Origin of the sequence: Halobacillus sp. KGW1, assembly GCF_001592845.1 — a bacterium.
GTDB lineage: Bacteria > Bacillota > Bacilli > Bacillales > Halobacillaceae > Halobacillus.
Window position 1 is genome coordinate 97,987 of sequence record NZ_LSOC01000005.1, and the last position, 17,172, is coordinate 115,158.

The window sequence follows — 17,172 nt, forward strand, 5'->3', positions numbered from 1 at the left end:
TTAACTGAACAGATTACGGAAGAAATTGACGATCGCTTCCAGGAAGCTGAGAATAGCATTCTTCAAGCTTTCCCAGAACCCTTCATCCTGAACTAGGTCTTTGATATTGCCTGTAAGATCGTCCAGTTGGTTCTTCACTGCGTCAAAATTGATGTTCAAATCCCTCATTTTCTCAAACAAATCCGTGAGCCGCTGCCGATCTTCCGGACTGAGTTCGATGTTCAGGGAGTTAAGTTTCTCCTCTACGATTTGTTCCACTTCTTCTTTCGTTGCCGGGTCCTGCTCGGCAATCTCTTTCTTAATCTCTGTCAATAATTCACTGATTTTCGCTTCGTCTACTCCGGATTCCTTGGCAATAGATGTAGCGACATCCAGTTCCTCACTCGCTACCTGCATTCTTTCCTTATCAAGCTTGACGCCTTTGGCATCATACGCCTTATAAATACCCGTAAGTGCGGAATGTCCAGATACTTTCACAGAGGATGCAACGAGCACATCTGCGTTCTCCACCCCTGCTGTCAGTAAAGCGTTTGTGTACATTTCTTTCGTTACTTGTGTTATGTTATCAGGTGTTACGATTTCCAAATGAAGGCCGGAATCTTCTTTGTGGATAATCTTCACGGACGAATACATATTCGCATTCGGATTTCCACCAATATATTCATTAAGATCCTGCCCATTGACCGTAAACTCGTCCACCTGATCATGCTGATCGACTTCAAGCAGTTCTTTTACTTCCGCTTTCTGCTCCGGGGACAGCGCCTCCCCGTAAACGACGATCGGCAGACCTAGTTTTTCGTTAATTCCCTGGTCGCCTGTCGACGCATAACTGGTCATAGGTAGTACTGCAAGCGTGAGCAACGTGACAATCGTGAACCATATACCTATACGTTTTATCATTTTTCAAGCTCCTCATTTCCGATGGTTATCCCTCCATTGTATGTGGAGATCCCCAACGATTATACCCGCCCTCCATTCCAGCATAACACGGGCTGCCTAAGTAGACGTATGATACATAGAAAAAGTTTCACTACCTATATAATTATTCTGCAGAGGACGTGATACAAATGTTGAGAAAAATCGGTTTATACTTGTTCGCTGTCGCTTTTTTCTATGCGGGTGTCACGCACTTCATTTACGACCATGGATTCGCCCGCATGTTCCCTTCCTGGGTCCCCTTTAAGCTCGAGCTGGTATATATGTCCGGAATTACAGAGTGGCTTCTTGCACTGCTTCTTATTTTCCCACAGACGAGAAGGGCAGCAGGCTTTGCTACCGCCATCTTCTTAGTAGCTGTCCTTCCCGCCAACATCTATGCTGCTATTTATGATATCCCTGCTCCTTGGACGGACGAGACAACCTCTACCGCCCTGTGGATTCGTCCCTTTTTGCAGCCTCTTCTGATCTGGTGGGTGCTTGTCGTTTCCAAAGATTCGAACCAACAGAAAGCGTCTGGTAGAATGGATAGGGAGTAAACAAAGGAGGAAGACTGATGCGTTTATCGAACAAGAAGGTTATTGCTTTCGTAAGCCCGGACTTCGAAGACTTAGAGCTTTGGTATCCCCTTCTCCGGCTTCAGGAAGAAGGAGCCGTCGTCCACCTGGCTGGAGAAGAAGCGGGGGTGGAGTACCCGGGGAAATACGGCGTACCTGCCACTTCCGACTTATCCTTTAAGGATATCGATCCAGCAGATTACGATGGTGTGCTCGTCCCTGGTGGTTGGTCGCCTGACAAACTCCGCCGCTACGACAAAGTTCTGGAGATCGTCCGCCATATGGATGAACACAAAAAGCCGATTGGACAGATCTGCCATGCCGGTTGGGTTTTAATTTCTGCCGGTATTTTGAACGGAAGAAAAGTGACGAGTACTCCCGGTATAAAAGACGATATGACTAATGCAGGTGCCACGTGGTATGACGAACCTGTTGTTACCGACGGCCACCTGATCAGTGCAAGACGACCGCCTGATCTGCCACCCTATGCAAAAGCATTTGCAGATGAGCTGGCTGAAAATTAATAAACAAGCGCGAAGCCTCCTGGCTTCGCGCTTGTTTATTACTCAGAATCCGGATGGATCGCCTTACCAGCCAGCATGGATATAGTTGAATCATCCATCGGCGGGTTGTGCAATCCAGCTCGTACATCCCGGTAATATTTCTCAAAAGGATAATGTTTGGAAAGGCCACGCCCTCCTGCAATCCTCATTGCAAGATCAACCACTTCCGATGCCGCATTTGTTACGGCAAGTTTGACTGCCGACAGCTCCGGCTGCATGTGTTCCCGTTCTTCCGGCTCCTCATCCCATCTTCGCGCTGTGGCGTAAAGAAACGAATGCGCCTGGAGCAGCTTCCATTCCATTTCCCCGATCTTATCCTGAATATGGGATACCTCTGAAATGGGCGTGTCCAAACTGTTCGGTTGAAAATTGCGGGCGAACTCAATAGCATCATTCCTGGCAGCCACGGCAATTCCCAGATAGCACGCAGGAATGTGAAGGAGCCATCCCTTCGGTTTAGATTTCCCTTTGACAGCTGTCTCTACCAGATCTTCCACAGACAGTTCGACATCTGTCAGTACGAGATCATCGCTTCCTGTCCCTCTCATCCCAAGTGTGTCCCAAGTTTTCTCAACCGTTACACCCGGTTGATGACGATCGATTAAGAACCAGCCGACTTGATCCAAATCCTCCACGTAGGCTGATACAATGTAGTAGTCGAGAAGTTCTGCCAGGGAAGTGAAGGATTTTCTTCCATTCAGGATATAAGCATCCCCGTCTCTTACCGCGGTCGTCTCCGGTACTCCCCCGCGGGTCGGGCTGCCTGTGGCAGGTTCTGTCGCTGCTCTGTTAACGACTTTCTGGTCCTGGACTACCTCTTTAGCCAAACGATCAAACTGCTCCTTCTTCCATAGCTGTTCCTCTGAAAGCTCCATCATCACACCCATGTGCCAGCCGATGGACAATGCGACCGAACCATCCCCTTCAGCAATTTTTTCCTGCATCAGAATAAGTTCGTACAAGGATACCGCTTCGCCGCCGTACCCAGTAGGCAGGGCAAGTGCCGGATACTCTTCCCGCTTGATTGCAGCAAGCGTCTTCGGGGAAAACGAAGCCGTATGATCGGCATCCTTTTTATGCATTCGCGCTTCCTCTGCAATCGCTGCCGCTTTATCAAACAAGCGCTGCTGCCGCCCATTCTTGATCCATGGCTTCCATATATCTCCCATCACATTCCACTCCCTCTTCCATTGTTCTACGTTAAATCATACCCGACAACTCGGAATAACGCGAGCGCCTTGCTTCTCCTTTTAACGATACCCTCTAAGTGGAAAAAAATTCTTCGTGAATGTTCCATTCTTGACCTTCACTTCTTTTCCTTGCCCGATCATTTAAAAAGGAAGCCGCCAAAAAAAACAAGGCCTCTCTTTAGGAGAAGCCTTGCTTCTATTTTGTTTCCACATTCAAATGCTGCAACGCTTGTTTAACAGACGCGTAGGTCTGTAAGGATAACTCACTAAAGTCCGCATAAGGTGCGCTTTGAATAGCGAAAGATGGTTTTATTCCTGTTATGACCAATTTAGTACCCATGAGATCGAGAAGCTGATTCATCTGGTAAATTCCCATATGTATCGCTTCGTTATACGAATAAACTGCCGACATATCCATAATCAGGTAGTCCTCTTTCGATTCTTTCACATGGTGACTGACTGTTTCAAGCATCTGCTGAAGCCGCTCATCATCCACTGTACCAATCAAAGGAAGGACAGAAATATTATTCTCAATCGGAACAATTGGTGTAGAAAGACGCTTGAGTTCAGATAAGTAATGTCCGATCAACTCTTCCTGCTCCCGACGTTTTGTCACATCCTTCTGAACACCGACAAAATATGTCTGGTCCATCTGTTCGATGTACACCGGGAATATTTGCAGCTCGTTCCAAAACAAGGATCCATCTTTCCGGTAGTTCCTCAGCTCCACCAAGACAGGCTCCCTGTTAGCCAACCCCTGTCTGATCAACTTTATTTTCTCCGGTTTTGTTTCTTCTCCCTGCAGGAAACGGCAGTTCTTCCCTAATATTTCTTCAGGCTGATAGCCGGTCAATTCCTGGAAACCCTTATTGCAATAAATCATCGGATTGTCTTCCTGTTCCGGATCTGTAATAACGACACCGGCCCCGACGCGGTCGATCGCCGCTTTGATGAATTCGTTCTGCTGTATTTCTTCCAGCTTAGCAAATGAGATTTCACTCACTATGAACAATCCCCTCTAGTATGGAATGAATACTATCATGATAAAATGAATCCCTATAGTTGTGCAAGCGACACCCTGCATGAATTTCCAACCAATTTCGACAAATAAATGGATTCTACCTGTTTTATCCTAAGAATCCTTGAAAAAAATGTGCAGGTGTTCGATGTAGGCCCGCACCTGCGGCAGTTCACTCATATTTTCTTTCGTGCATGCCCACGTTTCTCTTGCTGCGATTTCTCCTCCCACCATCAGCGGTTTATGATGATAATAATCTTTCTCATTTTTTATAATGCTTTCCGGCAGCACTGTAGCACCAATCCCGCGCTTCATCATCTGCTTCGCCGTTTCGAATTGATCCACTTTAAACGAACGTTTGATGCCAGGGTTTTCTGCCAACCACTTATCGAGGAGTATCTGAAATCCCTGGTCGCTCTTAAACTCGATAAACGGCCGCCCCTCCATTCTTTCAAAGGGCAGAGAATCAAACAAATACAAACGATCATGAAATAAATGATGTGTTTCGTAGCCGGGAATCGGATCTCCCCGGACAATACAGATATGAAAATCCTCTGCCGTCTGCCTAATTTCTTCACTTGTGCCGGTAACTAGGTCAATCGATACATCCGGATACTTATTCATGAATGATTGAAGCTGCCCCGCGAGGAAATACTGGCTGAACAAAGAGGAGGCACCAATGGATACTGTCCCGGCTATCTCTCCTCTGGCAGCAGCAAGTTTTTCATGAATCTTTTTTTCTGACTGGATCATAAAATCCGCGTGTTTCAGCACCAATTCTCCTGAGGGGGTGGGGATGAGCTTCTTCGGCGTCCTTAAAAAGAGCGCACTTCCAAAATACGCCTCTATGTATTTTAACCGCTGAGTAACTGCCGGCTGGGATATCAGTACTTTTTTTGCTGTCGCATGAATGGTTCCATACCGTTTCAAAGCCAGGAGTAGTTGGAAATCTTCCAGTTTCATCGCTATCCCTCCATAACTTTTACTTATCACTTTTCATTATAAACCAGTATTATTCAAATACCTATAAAAGCAGTACGATAAAGACAGTATTTAGGAGGTGCGGAAATGGATCGTTTTCTTACACAAAAGCTGATGAGCGCTTACTTTCTCTATGAGTGCGGCAGAGCTATGTACTTTGTCCTGATTACCTGGTTCCTCTATCAGTGGACAGACAATGCTTTATATACTGGTCTCCTCGTAAGCTTCGGGTTCGTACCAGGGTTATTTTCCAATCTTATTTTCGGAGTAATCATTGATCGCGGAAACCGGAAACGCCTTGCCGGAATTGCAGGCTTGCTCAGCGCGTGTTGTTTGTTGGGGTTATGGAGTACGTTTTTCTTCGGATGGATGCACCTATGGATATTCATTAGTTCTCATATGATCATGCAGACACTCGGTTCGTTATTCAGACCTTCATTACAGGCACTTGTTGCAGAAGTCTATCCAAAGGAATCGCTGCCGCGGATATTCTCATGGTCCAATACAGCGACGATCACTGGAAGTTTGACAGGAGCTTCATCAGGAGGGCTTCTGGCCGGCCTGGTAACCATGAACGTATCCATAGCCATCGTACTCTTTCTTTATACAGCTGGATGGATCGCCGTCACCCGCCTTGCTTATCAGCCTTTGTACGAGCGAGGATTAAGACCTCCATCCTCCTTTTTGAATGAGTTGAAAGGCGGATTCATTTACGTCCACGCCAACAGAATGCTTTACGGCCTGTTTGTTATGACTATGATCGGCCAACTGACCTTTCATACGACACTCGGTTTTCTCAGTGTGTATACAAGTGAGCACCTGCAGCAGGATGCATTCGTTTATGGACTTCTGGACAGTGTATTCTCCATTGGAGGAATCACAGCCGGGGTTCTGGGCACGTGGTGGTGGTCTACTTTCAGGAACCGCCTGGGTATCATGTCTCTGCTGCTTATGGCGGCAGGGCTCCTCATCGTTGTCTGGACCCAGCAGGTCTGGGTATCTTTTATCGGATTCTTTCTAATCGGTCTCAGCACTTCCTTTGTCCGCGCCTTGCTGCAATCCATCCAGCAGATGGTGACCGATGCTGACTTTCATGGACGAATGTCGAGTTTACGCATGCTCTGCAACCAGACATCTGTCGTCGTGACAGGGCCGATATTCGGCCTCATTGCAGAAGGATACGGCGTCCGTTATGTTTTCCTCATGCTGGGTATTCCGGTTGTTTTCGGCATCGTCTGGTCTGTCATTCAATCGAAGCACCCGGCATTCCTTGAGATCACAGCTAAACAATCCGCTTGAACAAAGCAAAAAAGGTATGCCTCGGGATAACCCGAAGCATACCTGCTATTGGATGTCTTTATGTTTGTAAGATTATCTTATCTCGTCTCTTCCTTCGGTGTGCGATAAACCTTCTCTACCTCAACTCCCAGTGCCTTCAAATAGTCGACGATCTGGTCTAATCTTTTCATTTTTTCACCTCAGTATGAAATAAGATTTGGTCTACGTTCGTAAAGATTCATCTGTCTACCATTAAGTACGTGCGGGGACCGGGCGGCGTTTCAATTTTTTATACTATTCTTTACCCTCGGATCATCTTCGTTATGCCATTCTTTGCACATTTGGACATTTTTTATCGAAATGCCTCGAACGACCTTTGTTTGTTCCGCTACTGCTGCAAATCCGTGACTCTCAAAGAAAGGAACAGCAGGGAAGCTTGCTTCGGTTGTTAACAAACACCTACGCTGTTGAACCGCTTCTTCCATCAGCTTATGAAGCAAAAGGGAAGCGACCCCTCTGCGCCGGCTGTACTTATGGACATAAAGAAGGTCCACGACGTCTTTGTACAGGCTTCCAAGGCCGATGACACGCCCGTTTTCCCTGACCACCCACGTACTGCTTTCCTTTAACCGTTCGCACAGCCCCTGTGTATCAAGGAACCCCGCAGCCCAAGCCTCCCGTTGTTTTTCCGAATAAGGAGAACAGTCATCGTCGCAAATGGTCTCTCTGATCATCTGGATAATTTCCTGTAAATCATCACCCTTATACCATTTCTCTACGTTCAACCAAATCCCTCTCTCTTTCATCTTATCAGAATAAGATGCCGGTAAATTTAATAATTCTTTGACAATTGGTGGAGCGCTCGCACTTCCTCCAAGAACTTGTCCACAGAATCGCTGATTTCTTCTCTGTTCATCGGAGTGACGATAGAAAAATACCGCGTCGTTGTTTTTATATAGGGAAGCTGCATGATCAGGTGTTCGACACCTGTGTGACAGACAACTGTTTTAGATAAAAAGGACAAACCAAGACCCGCTTTCACCCCTTGGACAACTCCGTGATTACTTCCGATTGTAATCATCTTCTTCGGACGAATGTTGAAGCTCTCCAACATGGAATCCATCATCGCTCTTGTACCTGATCCTTCTTCCCGGGTGATCCACGTCTGATCCTGGAGATCAGCGAAAGTAATAGACGATTGTTTTCGAATCGGATGGGCCTCCGGCACGAGGACGACCATTTCATCTTCCATGAACGGCTCCGAGCTTAAACCATGCTGGGTAACCTTCCCCTCTATGAGTCCCACATCCAAGTCATGGTGCTGGACGGCCTCATTAATCCGCTTCGAGTTTTCAATTCTTACCTGTAAATCAACAGACGGGTAAGCCTGATCGAAGGCTTTTAAAATAGGAGGAAGAATGTATTCCCCCACCGTATAACTCGCACCGATACGAATCAGTCCACCAAGCTCCCGCTGGTATTCTGATACTTCCTGAACGGCCTTATCAATCAAACCGATTGCCTGCCTTGAACGCTGATAGACAATCTCCCCTGTCTTTGTCAAATGAAAACGCTTCGGCGATCGATCAATCAACGTAGCATCAAAATAACGTTCTAAATTCTTTATGTGGGAACTTACTGTCGGTTGGGACAGATTTAAGCTGGCTGCTGCTCTTGTAAAGCTTTTTTGATCCACCACTGCCACAAAGGTTTTCATTGCTTCAAAATCCATAGTCTCACCCAATCATTATGTTTTTTAATTATAACTATTATAAAGTTTTATTTTACTAATAGATAGTCCGGGCGTATGATGGGGAATGGTCAGAAGGAGGATACACCTATGAATCAACAAATAAAAAATTTCCTTCCCGGAATTGTTTTTACCGCCATCCTTGCTGCTGCAGGATTCCTTGTGGCTGAGCTGCCGCTTGTTAACCAAGTGGGGCCGTTGGCAGCAGCAATTGTGCTTGCTGTCATTTACAGACACTTCTTCGGATATCCCGAGCGACTGCACACAGGAATCCGCTTTTCGACGAAGAAGCTGCTTCGTTTAGCTATCATATTATTCGGTTTAAAACTGAACATCGATGTCATTCTTCATGAAGGATTACCTTTACTATTCCGCGGTACACTCGTTATCCTGTTCGCTGTCGGCTTGATGATGCTGCTTGCGAAAATCTTCAAAGCAGACAAATCGCTTACTTTGCTGCTCGGTATCGGCACCGGCATATGTGGTGCTTCCGCAATTGCAGCGGTTTCTCCAATCTTGAAAGCGAAGGAAAAAGACACCGCTCTAAGCGCAGGTATCATATCGGTGATCGGTACCCTGTTCGCCATCGCATACACGATTATCCGCCCATTATTGCCGGCAGACGCAGAGACCTACGGAATGTGGGCGGGCTTGAGTCTTCACGAAATCGCACATGTCGCACTTGCAGGAGAGCCTGCAGGAGAAGACGGACTTGCCATGGCTCTCCTTGCCAAGCTCAGTCGTGTCTTCCTGCTCGTACCGGTCAGCCTGATTCTCGTATGGATCATGAACCGAAAAAAAAGGAATGAAGAAAGCGGCCGTGCTATCGCTTTCCCATGGTTCCTTCTGGGGTTTATTGCTTTGAGCTTGTTCGGCAGCTATATAGATGGAACGCTGTTTACAATACCCGCTACTGTTATGAACGGTATATCGACAGGAACGTCCTTTATTTTGACAATGGCGATGGTTGGTCTCGGCTTGAATGTGAGTCTCTCTGATGTGAAGAACAAAGCATGGAAACCGACGCTGTTGCTGCTTGTCACATCGGTACTTCTTTCCTTATTCACCTATTGGATCGTTGCCTGAAAACAGGTATCTCCCAGCGAAAAAAGAACCCTCGTGTGGGTTCTTTTTTTCTTCCTGCGATTCATGCTCGTCCACTATGTGCATATAGTATAGGGACACTTTTTTGAAGGAAGGAATATCATTCACATGGGAATGTCTCAAACAAGGGCCGGGGCCTCCTTTTACGCTTTCCTGTCTATTACATTCTGGGGGATCTCTTTTGTATCCACGAAGGCCGTCTTGGATAAGATGGATCCCTTATCGCTTCTCGTCGTACGGTTCGGAATCGGGTCCCTTTTCTTATTTCTGCTTATTCTTCTTTTGAGAGAACCATGGAAGGTCCGCATCTCCAACCTTCCGCATTTAATCATCCTCGGGGTTCTGGGTGTATTTATTCATCAAGTTATCCAAGCATCCGCTTTATTAACTATCCAAGCATCCGATGCAGGCTGGCTCATCGCCTTTTCCCCAATATTCACTATTTTCCTCTCCTTTCTATTTCTTCAGGAGAGGATCACTATAGGGAAAGTTCTGGGAATCACTTTATCCGTCACTGGAGTTCTGATGATCACGACTTGGGGACGGGGAATGAGTCTGGAATTCTCTCTATCTATTGGATATATTCTAATGATTCTAAGCACACTTAATTGGGCGGTTTACACCATATTGCTTCGAGCACTTGCCGTCCCGCTGCCACCTCTCGTCCTCACCTTTTATATGAGTATGATCGGGTTTATTCTTACCCTTCCCTTCTTTGTCAGAAATAACGGTATCCAGCAGCTTTACGGTCTCACATCTGCTGATTGGAGCCACCTTCTTTTTCTGGGCATCTTCGTTTCCGCCGTCGCTTATTGGTACTGGGCGAAGGCTCTTGAAGTCATGAAGGCTTCTCAAGTCTCCGTATTTCTATACTTTGAACCACTGGCTACTCTTGGTGCAGCGGTTCTCATCTTAAATGAACGATTAGCTCCTGCTTCTATCGCAGGAGGCTGTCTTATTGTTTTCGGTGTCATGATTGTACAAGGAAGATTTATCAATGGGAAGAATTAAGGAGGAAGAACTAATGAACCTTTTGGAACGTATGAAGAGAGCGTTCTCCACCATGTCTTCATGGAAGCCGGAAGAGATCAAGCAAACACTGCTGAACCTGGATGTATCGTTAGAGGAAGTGACTGCTTTTCTCCGAGATCCGGCAGGGAAACCATACGCCCGGAAAGTCTTGTATCAGGACGATCATGTAGAAGTGATCGTCATGAATTGGAGTGCCCTAGCTTGTGCACCGCACGACCATGGCCAATCAGCCGGATGGATCCAAGTCCTAAGCGGCCGGACCAAACAGACCATTTACAGAGTGGAGAACGACAGTCTTCCTGAGCCGCTTTTTACAGAGACGCAAAATAAAGGGTCTTGTTTCTTCGCACCTGTGCGGGGTGTCCACCAAATGGCGCAAGAAGGGGGAGAGCCACTCATCACGCTTCACCTTTATTCCCCACCCATCCGCGGAATGAAGGTGTACGATCTGGAAGCATGTGCTGCCTGTATTGTATCCACTGACTGCGGCGCATGGTGGCCGGATGATCAGAAGCAGAAAGTAAAAGAAATCCAATTAAAAAAGAAGCGGACTTGAGGCCCGCTTCTTTTAATTTATTGATCCAGTTTATACTTATCTTCATCCTCCGCAAAGCGGTTGTACCGTGTCTGCAGCCAGTAAAAGATATGGGAAACGAACACTTTAAGAATGGCATATCCCGGTATGGCGAGGATGATTCCGACTACCCCGAACAAATGGCCTGCCGTAAGCAAGACAAAGATGATCGTAACCGGATGGATATGCAGGCTTTTCCCCATAATCTGTGGAGAGATAAACTTCCCTTCAAGCAGTTGGACCACTGTCCACACAATGGCCAGCTTCAATACCATAAATGGTGATGTCACGATGGATATGATCAAGGCGGGCGTAATTGCAATTGCCGGTCCTAAATATGGTACGACACTTGTCACACTGGCGATTGCTGCAAGTAAAAGAGCATAATCCAAGCCGATAATCAGGAACCCGATGTACATCATCACTCCGATACAGAAACTGACGATGATCTGGCCTTGAATGTAAGCACTAAGCTGATGATCAATGCCCTGAAAGACACTCTTCACTCCGGGACGAGCTTTCGGAGGAAACATACGGAGAATTTTCTCCGGCAGATGATGCCCGTCTTTCAGAAGGTAGAAAAGGATGAATGGAAGCGTAACTAAAGCAACGACCACACTTGTCACCGTGGATATGATGTTCGTAATCCCTTCGACCGTCTGAGAAGCATAGGATGATATATAATCAGGTACCTGGTTCAACAACTCATCTACATCATTGAACATATTTGTGTAGTAGCTGGAGAAGATGGAATTCTTCAACCATTCATCTGCTGACTTGATCATATCGCCAAGGTACTTCGGTAAATCCTCCGCCAGACTGATCAGCTGTTTCTCCAGGAACGGAATGATCAGGACAATAAGCAGCGTGATCAGACCTACCAGCACAAGCAGCGTCATCAAAATGCCCCATATCCGTTTGATCCGCCAAGATTCCAGTAAATTAATGATCGGACGAAGCAGATAGTAAACAACTACAGAGAGAATTAACGGCAGTGCCACCGTTTTTACAAATATGAAGAAAGGCTCGAAAATAAAGCCGACACTTGAATAAATGAAAATGTTCAAACCGATTAACAGCAAGATCCCTAAAACATATAATAATTTCCTGCCGCCGAAAAATCGGATAAACGGTGTGGAATCCCAACGATTCATAATCATTACCCCTTCACGAATAAACAACTCTTCTTTATTTTTCCTCAGTTTATCATAATAGAAACCCCATAATGAACACTTTTGATTCACCGGTCGAGCGATTCTTCCTTTTACTCTACCATTGAACCAAAGACCTTATCCCTATATGGAATCGATTCCATATAATCTATAAATAACGAATAATTTACAAAATCATACAGAAGAGTCGATATTATTATCTCATTTTTTTCTTTAGTTGGAAACCTTTGCATAATTAAAATTAAGCTTAAGACCCTTGGTACATCCCCTCTTTCATTTTAATTCCACTAATGGCTGATACTTTTGGCCTGCATTGACCATATGGAATCCATTCCATAAAGTTAACCATGTGCTCCGGAGCATAATACTACTACATATTAGGAGGCAACAATGAAACGTACTTATTCTTCTTTATTATCTAAAATTGCGTTAACCGGTCTTGTTCTCGTTGGAACATTGGCACAAAGCCCTCTTCAAGCAAATGCACAAACAGACGAGGACACTCCAGTTTGGTCGAGAGAAGACGCCCAAAACTTCCAATTGACGGAAGAGAATACAGCGCCTAATCTCGATTCTTTCACTGATGTGGCACCTGACTACTGGATATGGGATACCTGGCCTTTAAGAAACCGTGATGGTTCTATTGCGAAAATCAAAGGTTACTATGTTACCTTTGCCCTGACTGCAAGCAAGGATTATACGTGGGGCGGACGCCATGATCACGCCGTTATTCGTTACTTCTATTCCAAGAATGGAAAAGACTGGACGATGGGTGATGTTCCTTATGATCAGGAAAAAGCCTTTGGTTCCCGTCAATGGGCTGGATCTGCAATGCTGGATAAAGACGGAAAGGTCCACCTTTTCTACACAGCTACTGGACGTAAAGGGGAACCGACTTTCGAACAACGTTTAGCAAAGACAACGTTTGAAATGGATGCCAAAGGGAACTCCGGCGTCACTGTATCTAACCAGGGGGAACATCAAATCCTGGCAGAGGCAGATGGAAAATACTACGAAACACAAGAACAGAAAACCGGTGATATCATTTATTCCTTCCGTGACCCTTGGTTCTTCCAAGACCCTGAAACAGGGGAAGAGTACCTCATTTTTGAAGGAAACAGTGGTGGGTTTGATAAGACATTGAAGCAGAAGCACATCGGATCTACAGGTGAGGATGTTCCAGCCGGTGCAGAGAACTATAACGGGAACATCGGTATCGCTGAAGCGACAAACGATGATCTGACTGATTTTGAACTCCTTCCTCCACTTCTGGAGGCAAACGGGACAAACCAACAATTGGAGCGTCCGCATGTTGTGAAGAAAGGTAATGATTACTACCTGTTCACGATCACACATGAATTCACCTTCGCCCCAGGTCTAAAAGGGCCGGACGGGCTCTACGGATTCCATGGTGAATCTCTATTCGGAGATTATGAACCGATGAACGGAAACGGTCTTGTTGTGGCGAATCCGAAAGAAGATCCATTCCAAACCTACTCATGGGCTGTTTTACCACACGGACAAGTCATTAGTTTTGTGAATGAATTTTATGATGAGAATGGAAACTTCCAATTCGGCGGCTCTTTTGCCCCAACCCTTAAGATTAACCTCAAAGGGGATACATCCAAGATCACTAACGTTATGGGTGAAGGTGAAATCCACGGATAATGAAGAACCAATGGAAAGAAGCTAGGTTTTTAAGCAAAACCAGCTTCTTTTCTTTTAAATAAGGAGGTAAGACTAATGGTATTTAGAAGAAAAAGCTTGAAACATATCGTTATGGCGACTGTATTGAGTATGGGAGCGGCCGGCTTCGCGGGAAGCGTCTCTGCACAAGAAACACCAACATCCAACTGGACGATCGAGGATGCTTTGAAAATCGAGCGTACGGATGCAACCACAGCTCCTTATATCGAACCAGACTTTGAAAAGATGGCACCGGAACTCCACGTTTGGGATACTTGGCCATTACGGGAGAAGGACGGATCACTTGCTAAGGTAAACGGAAATTACGTTATCTTTTCCCTTACAGCACCGTCTGATCTGCTACCCGGAAAGCGTCATGATGTAGCAGCTATCCGCTATTTCTATTCTAAAAATGGTCAGGATTGGACGCTCGGCGGAGAAGCATTCCCTTCCGAAGATGCTTATGGTTCAAGGCAATGGGCTGGTTCCGCCATGATGGAAAACGGGAAACTCCATTTGTTTTATACGGCGACAGGCCGTAAAGGAGAAGAAACATTAACTTATGAACAACGCCTTGCACTGGCAACAGGCGATATAAAAGCAGATGGAAATGGCGTTTCCTTTACAAACTTCTCCCATGACATAATCCTGGAGCCGCATGGTAAGTATTATCAAACACAGGAACAGTCTCAACAAGGCGATATCGCTTATACCTTCCGCGATCCATGGTTCTACGAGGATCCGAAAAGCGGTAAGGATTACATCCTTTTCGAAGCGAATTCGCCCGGAGCTCCAGCAGAGAGAAGTTTAGATAAGGCATATATAGGCAGTGATGCATTCAGCAGCACCCATGAAGTATTTATGGAGGATTTCGCTAAACAATTCAATGGAAGTATCGGCATTGCGGAAGCTAAGAATGACGCCTATACAGAATTTGAAGCACTCCCTGCTCTTCTTGAAGCTAATTACGTAAATCAGGAGCTGGAACGCCCTCATATCGTGAATAAAGGGAATAAGTACTATTTATTCACAAGTACACATGAACATAAGTTCGGCCCAGGCGTGGACGGTCCTGACGGGCTTTATGGATTCACATCGAATTCCCTATTCGGAGGTTATGAACCTCTAAACGAAAGCGGCCTTGTTCTTGCTAATCCGGATGGCCATGACTACCAGTCGTACTCTTGGACCGTCATGCCCAATGGGAAAGTGATCAGCTTCTACAATTTCCATGACTTAGATGGGAAGAACATAGCAGATTTAGGAGGAACCACACCGGAATACCAAATGTCGCATTTCGGCGGTACGCTTGCACCTACAATCAAGCTGTCCATTCATAACGACACTACAAAAATAAATGGAGATTCAAAACCTGGAAAAATCAGATAATAAGTATATTCTTATCATAAAGAAGAAAGAGGCCCCGTATAGGGCCTCTTTCTTCTATCACATATTAGTGACTGCTTTATAATCCGACTCTTCCACATACCCAAGGACCGCATCTACATAGTATATATCTCCATAACATGCACCATACTGTTCTGCTTCTTCCCTGATACAGCTGTATATCCCGGTGTCTCTCAATTCGTCGTACTTTTGTGCGGAAAACTCGATGGCAAGTTCCTGCGTGTACTCGCCCCCTCGTTCCATAACAAATTCTATAAATCCAGGTCCGAAATTATAGGACTGCAAAGCCAGCTTCACATCGTAATCAGCACGTTCCAAAACATCACCAAAATAGCTTACCCCCTGTTCAATGGAGCATTTTGGCTCTGTAATGCAGCCAACCTCTCCGCACAAGGATTCAGATGCCTGCATCGGATCGTTTCCCCGACCTCCTGATTCCTGCATCATCACAGCGAGAATAACTTCTGTATATGGTTCAATCCCCTCTTTAGCCGCATACGATCTAACCTCTTCCTCGTAATCAAGCACATTTGTAGACAGCTTCGGTTCCTTTTCCGTTCTCAAACTGCTCGCAATCTCTTGACCTATATCATAATTATTCATTACATAGAGAAAAATCCCAGCGAGAAGAAAGGGGAGAAAGAACATCAAGAAGCCGGCTTTTTTACTTTTGCTTTTGCTTTTGTTTCTGACAGACAATTTCTCCCTTCCTTCCATACGAAAATAACACTTTCATTCTATCATGTTAAAAGATCATCTTCCTGTATAATGAATCGGTAATACGCTGGATTAGTTTGATTATTCTGTCATTTACGGATTATAATTACCTAAAGGCAATAAACGACTGAATGATACGGATAATTATCTACTTAGAGACATAAGCTTCTTCGTATAACTTAGAGAATAGCTGGTTCTTTACAAACCAAACCTTAGAAAGAAGGGATCCCTATGAAGAAAAGCCTTGTTTTACAAACAGACTTCGGTTTAAGTGACGGTGCTGTCAGCGCCATGTACGGGGTATCTCTTTCCGTAGATCCTGATTTAAAGGTTTTTGACTTAACCCATGATATCCCTGCTTTCGACATTTGGGAAGCATCCTACCGCTTGTATCAAACGATCAGCTACTGGCCCGAAGGTACCGTTTTTGTATCTGTCGTGGACCCTGGAGTAGGCTCGGGCAGAAAAAGCATTGTCGCTCAAACGATGGGAAACCACTATATTGTAACCCCTGACAATGGTACGTTGACTCATGTCAACAAGTATATAGGGATCAGAGAAGTTAGAGAAATCGATGAGAGAATTAACAGACTTCCTAACTCCGGGGAATCCTACACCTTCCACGGGCGGGATGTCTATGCCTATACTGGTGCCAGATTAGCTTCAGGAGCTATTTCCTTCTATGGCGTAGGCGCTTCCCACCCCCACGACCGTATCGTATCCCTTCCTCTTCAAACGGCACAGTTGGATAATGGTGTCATTCAAGGTTCCATTGATGTTCTCGATATACGATTCGGTAACTTATGGACAAATGTAAGCAGAGAACTTTTTTCACAGTTGGACGCGACGCATGGAGATGGCTTGGAGGTTACGATTGATAATGGAACGAGACAGACTTATAGGAACAGCATGATATTTGGTAAATCTTTTGCAGATCGTCATATAGGTGAGCCGATCCTTTATGTGAACTCGTTGGATAATCTGGGCATCGCTATCAATCAAGGCTCTTTCGCAGATGCCTATCATATACAGCCAGGCCCGAATTGGACAGTAACCGTCCGAAAAGCATCGCACAATAATTTTAATTAACAAAAAAACCTTCAGGATAAACCTGAAGGTTTTTGAATTGACGTGGCAGCGTCCTACTCTCACGGGGATCTACCCGACTACCATCGGCGCTGAAGAGCTTAACTGCTGTGTTCGGCAT

General features: G+C 45.5%; 17 protein-coding genes. 9 read left to right on the forward strand and 8 right to left on the reverse strand.

Features of this window, described 5'->3' with window-relative positions; genetic code table 11:
- Entirely contained in the window at positions 1–900 is a 900-nt protein-coding gene (locus tag AXG56_RS17945) for a DUF1002 domain-containing protein (protein WP_008636347.1), read from the reverse strand.
- Positions 901–1,067: 167 nt separating this feature from the next.
- On the opposite strand from AXG56_RS17945, the gene AXG56_RS17950 reads away from it, so the two are divergent.
- The gene (locus tag AXG56_RS17950) at positions 1,068–1,475 is read left to right on the forward strand and encodes a hypothetical protein (protein WP_062515750.1); all 408 of its coding nucleotides are present in this window, start codon (positions 1,068–1,070) and stop codon (positions 1,473–1,475) included.
- A 17-nt stretch (positions 1,476–1,492) separates the two neighbouring features.
- Positions 1,493–2,017, forward strand: a complete 525-nt coding sequence (locus tag AXG56_RS17955; protein ID WP_026577027.1) for a type 1 glutamine amidotransferase domain-containing protein — start codon at positions 1,493–1,495, stop codon at positions 2,015–2,017.
- Positions 2,018–2,055: 38 nt separating this feature from the next.
- On the opposite strand, the gene AXG56_RS17960 is transcribed toward AXG56_RS17955, so the two are convergent.
- The 3 genes from AXG56_RS17960 to AXG56_RS17970 all read right to left on the reverse strand — a co-directional run bounded on the left by AXG56_RS17960 (position 2,056) and on the right by AXG56_RS17970 (position 5,227).
- The gene (locus tag AXG56_RS17960; protein ID WP_026577028.1) at positions 2,056–3,225 is read right to left on the reverse strand and encodes an acyl-CoA dehydrogenase family protein; all 1,170 of its coding nucleotides are present in this window, start codon (positions 3,223–3,225) and stop codon (positions 2,056–2,058) included.
- A 217-nt stretch (positions 3,226–3,442) separates the two neighbouring features.
- Positions 3,443–4,249, reverse strand: a complete 807-nt coding sequence (locus tag AXG56_RS17965) for a PAS domain-containing protein (protein WP_008636934.1) — start codon at positions 4,247–4,249, stop codon at positions 3,443–3,445.
- Positions 4,250–4,378: 129 nt separating this feature from the next.
- Positions 4,379–5,227 carry a LysR family transcriptional regulator gene (locus AXG56_RS17970; protein ID WP_062515751.1) on the reverse strand — a complete coding sequence of 283 codons (849 nt, stop codon included), beginning with the start codon at positions 5,225–5,227 and terminating at the stop codon, positions 4,379–4,381.
- A gap of 105 nt (positions 5,228–5,332) precedes the next feature.
- Here AXG56_RS17970 and AXG56_RS17975 point away from each other — a divergent pair, with 105 nt between their 5' ends.
- Positions 5,333–6,544, forward strand: coding sequence for an MFS transporter (locus tag AXG56_RS17975; RefSeq protein WP_062515752.1), 1,212 nt, complete (start codon positions 5,333–5,335; stop codon positions 6,542–6,544).
- A 260-nt stretch (positions 6,545–6,804) separates the two neighbouring features.
- Here the strand turns inward: AXG56_RS17975 and AXG56_RS17980 are convergent, their stop codons facing one another.
- Both AXG56_RS17980 and AXG56_RS17985 read right to left on the reverse strand, forming a co-directional pair.
- Positions 6,805–7,308 (reverse strand): GNAT family N-acetyltransferase, encoded by a 504-nt coding sequence (locus tag AXG56_RS17980; protein ID WP_062515753.1) that lies wholly within the window; start codon positions 7,306–7,308, stop codon positions 6,805–6,807.
- Between the two features lie 47 nt (positions 7,309–7,355).
- On the reverse strand, positions 7,356–8,240 hold the full coding sequence (locus tag AXG56_RS17985) for a LysR family transcriptional regulator (RefSeq protein WP_235601528.1): 885 nt from the start codon (positions 8,238–8,240) through the stop codon (positions 7,356–7,358).
- A 123-nt stretch (positions 8,241–8,363) separates the two neighbouring features.
- Here AXG56_RS17985 and AXG56_RS17990 point away from each other — a divergent pair, with 123 nt between their 5' ends.
- The 3 genes from AXG56_RS17990 (at position 8,364) to AXG56_RS18000 (ending at position 10,965) form a co-directional block, all read left to right on the forward strand.
- The gene (locus AXG56_RS17990; protein ID WP_062515755.1) at positions 8,364–9,359 is read left to right on the forward strand and encodes a YeiH family protein; all 996 of its coding nucleotides are present in this window, start codon (positions 8,364–8,366) and stop codon (positions 9,357–9,359) included.
- Between the two features lie 126 nt (positions 9,360–9,485).
- Positions 9,486–10,388 carry a DMT family transporter gene (locus AXG56_RS17995; protein WP_008636948.1) on the forward strand — a complete coding sequence of 301 codons (903 nt, stop codon included), beginning with the start codon at positions 9,486–9,488 and terminating at the stop codon, positions 10,386–10,388.
- Positions 10,375–10,965: a cysteine dioxygenase family protein gene (locus AXG56_RS18000; RefSeq protein WP_008636949.1), complete on the forward strand. Its 591-nt coding sequence runs from the start codon at positions 10,375–10,377 to the stop codon at positions 10,963–10,965. Before AXG56_RS17995 ends, AXG56_RS18000 begins: the two co-directional genes overlap by 14 nt.
- Positions 10,966–10,982: 17 nt before the next feature.
- Here AXG56_RS18000 and AXG56_RS18005 read toward each other — a convergent pair whose 3' ends face one another.
- Positions 10,983–12,137 (reverse strand): AI-2E family transporter, encoded by a 1,155-nt coding sequence (locus AXG56_RS18005; protein WP_152413379.1) that lies wholly within the window; start codon positions 12,135–12,137, stop codon positions 10,983–10,985.
- Between the two features lie 408 nt (positions 12,138–12,545).
- Between AXG56_RS18005 and AXG56_RS18010 the strand changes: the two genes are divergently transcribed.
- Positions 12,546–13,823 (forward strand): glycoside hydrolase family 68 protein, encoded by a 1,278-nt coding sequence (locus tag AXG56_RS18010; RefSeq protein ID WP_026577035.1) that lies wholly within the window; start codon positions 12,546–12,548, stop codon positions 13,821–13,823.
- Between the two features lie 75 nt (positions 13,824–13,898).
- Entirely contained in the window at positions 13,899–15,230 is a 1,332-nt protein-coding gene (locus AXG56_RS18015) for a glycoside hydrolase family 68 protein (RefSeq protein ID WP_062515756.1), read from the forward strand.
- Between the two features lie 57 nt (positions 15,231–15,287).
- Here AXG56_RS18015 and AXG56_RS18020 read toward each other — a convergent pair whose 3' ends face one another.
- Complete coding sequence (locus AXG56_RS18020; protein ID WP_235601529.1) at positions 15,288–15,851, reverse strand: lysozyme family protein; 564 nt, start codon at positions 15,849–15,851, stop codon at positions 15,288–15,290.
- A 345-nt stretch (positions 15,852–16,196) separates the two neighbouring features.
- On the opposite strand from AXG56_RS18020, the gene AXG56_RS18025 reads away from it, so the two are divergent.
- Positions 16,197–17,054, forward strand: coding sequence for an S-adenosyl-l-methionine hydroxide adenosyltransferase family protein (locus AXG56_RS18025; RefSeq protein WP_008636962.1), 858 nt, complete (start codon positions 16,197–16,199; stop codon positions 17,052–17,054).
- Positions 17,055–17,172: the final 118 nt, after the last annotated feature.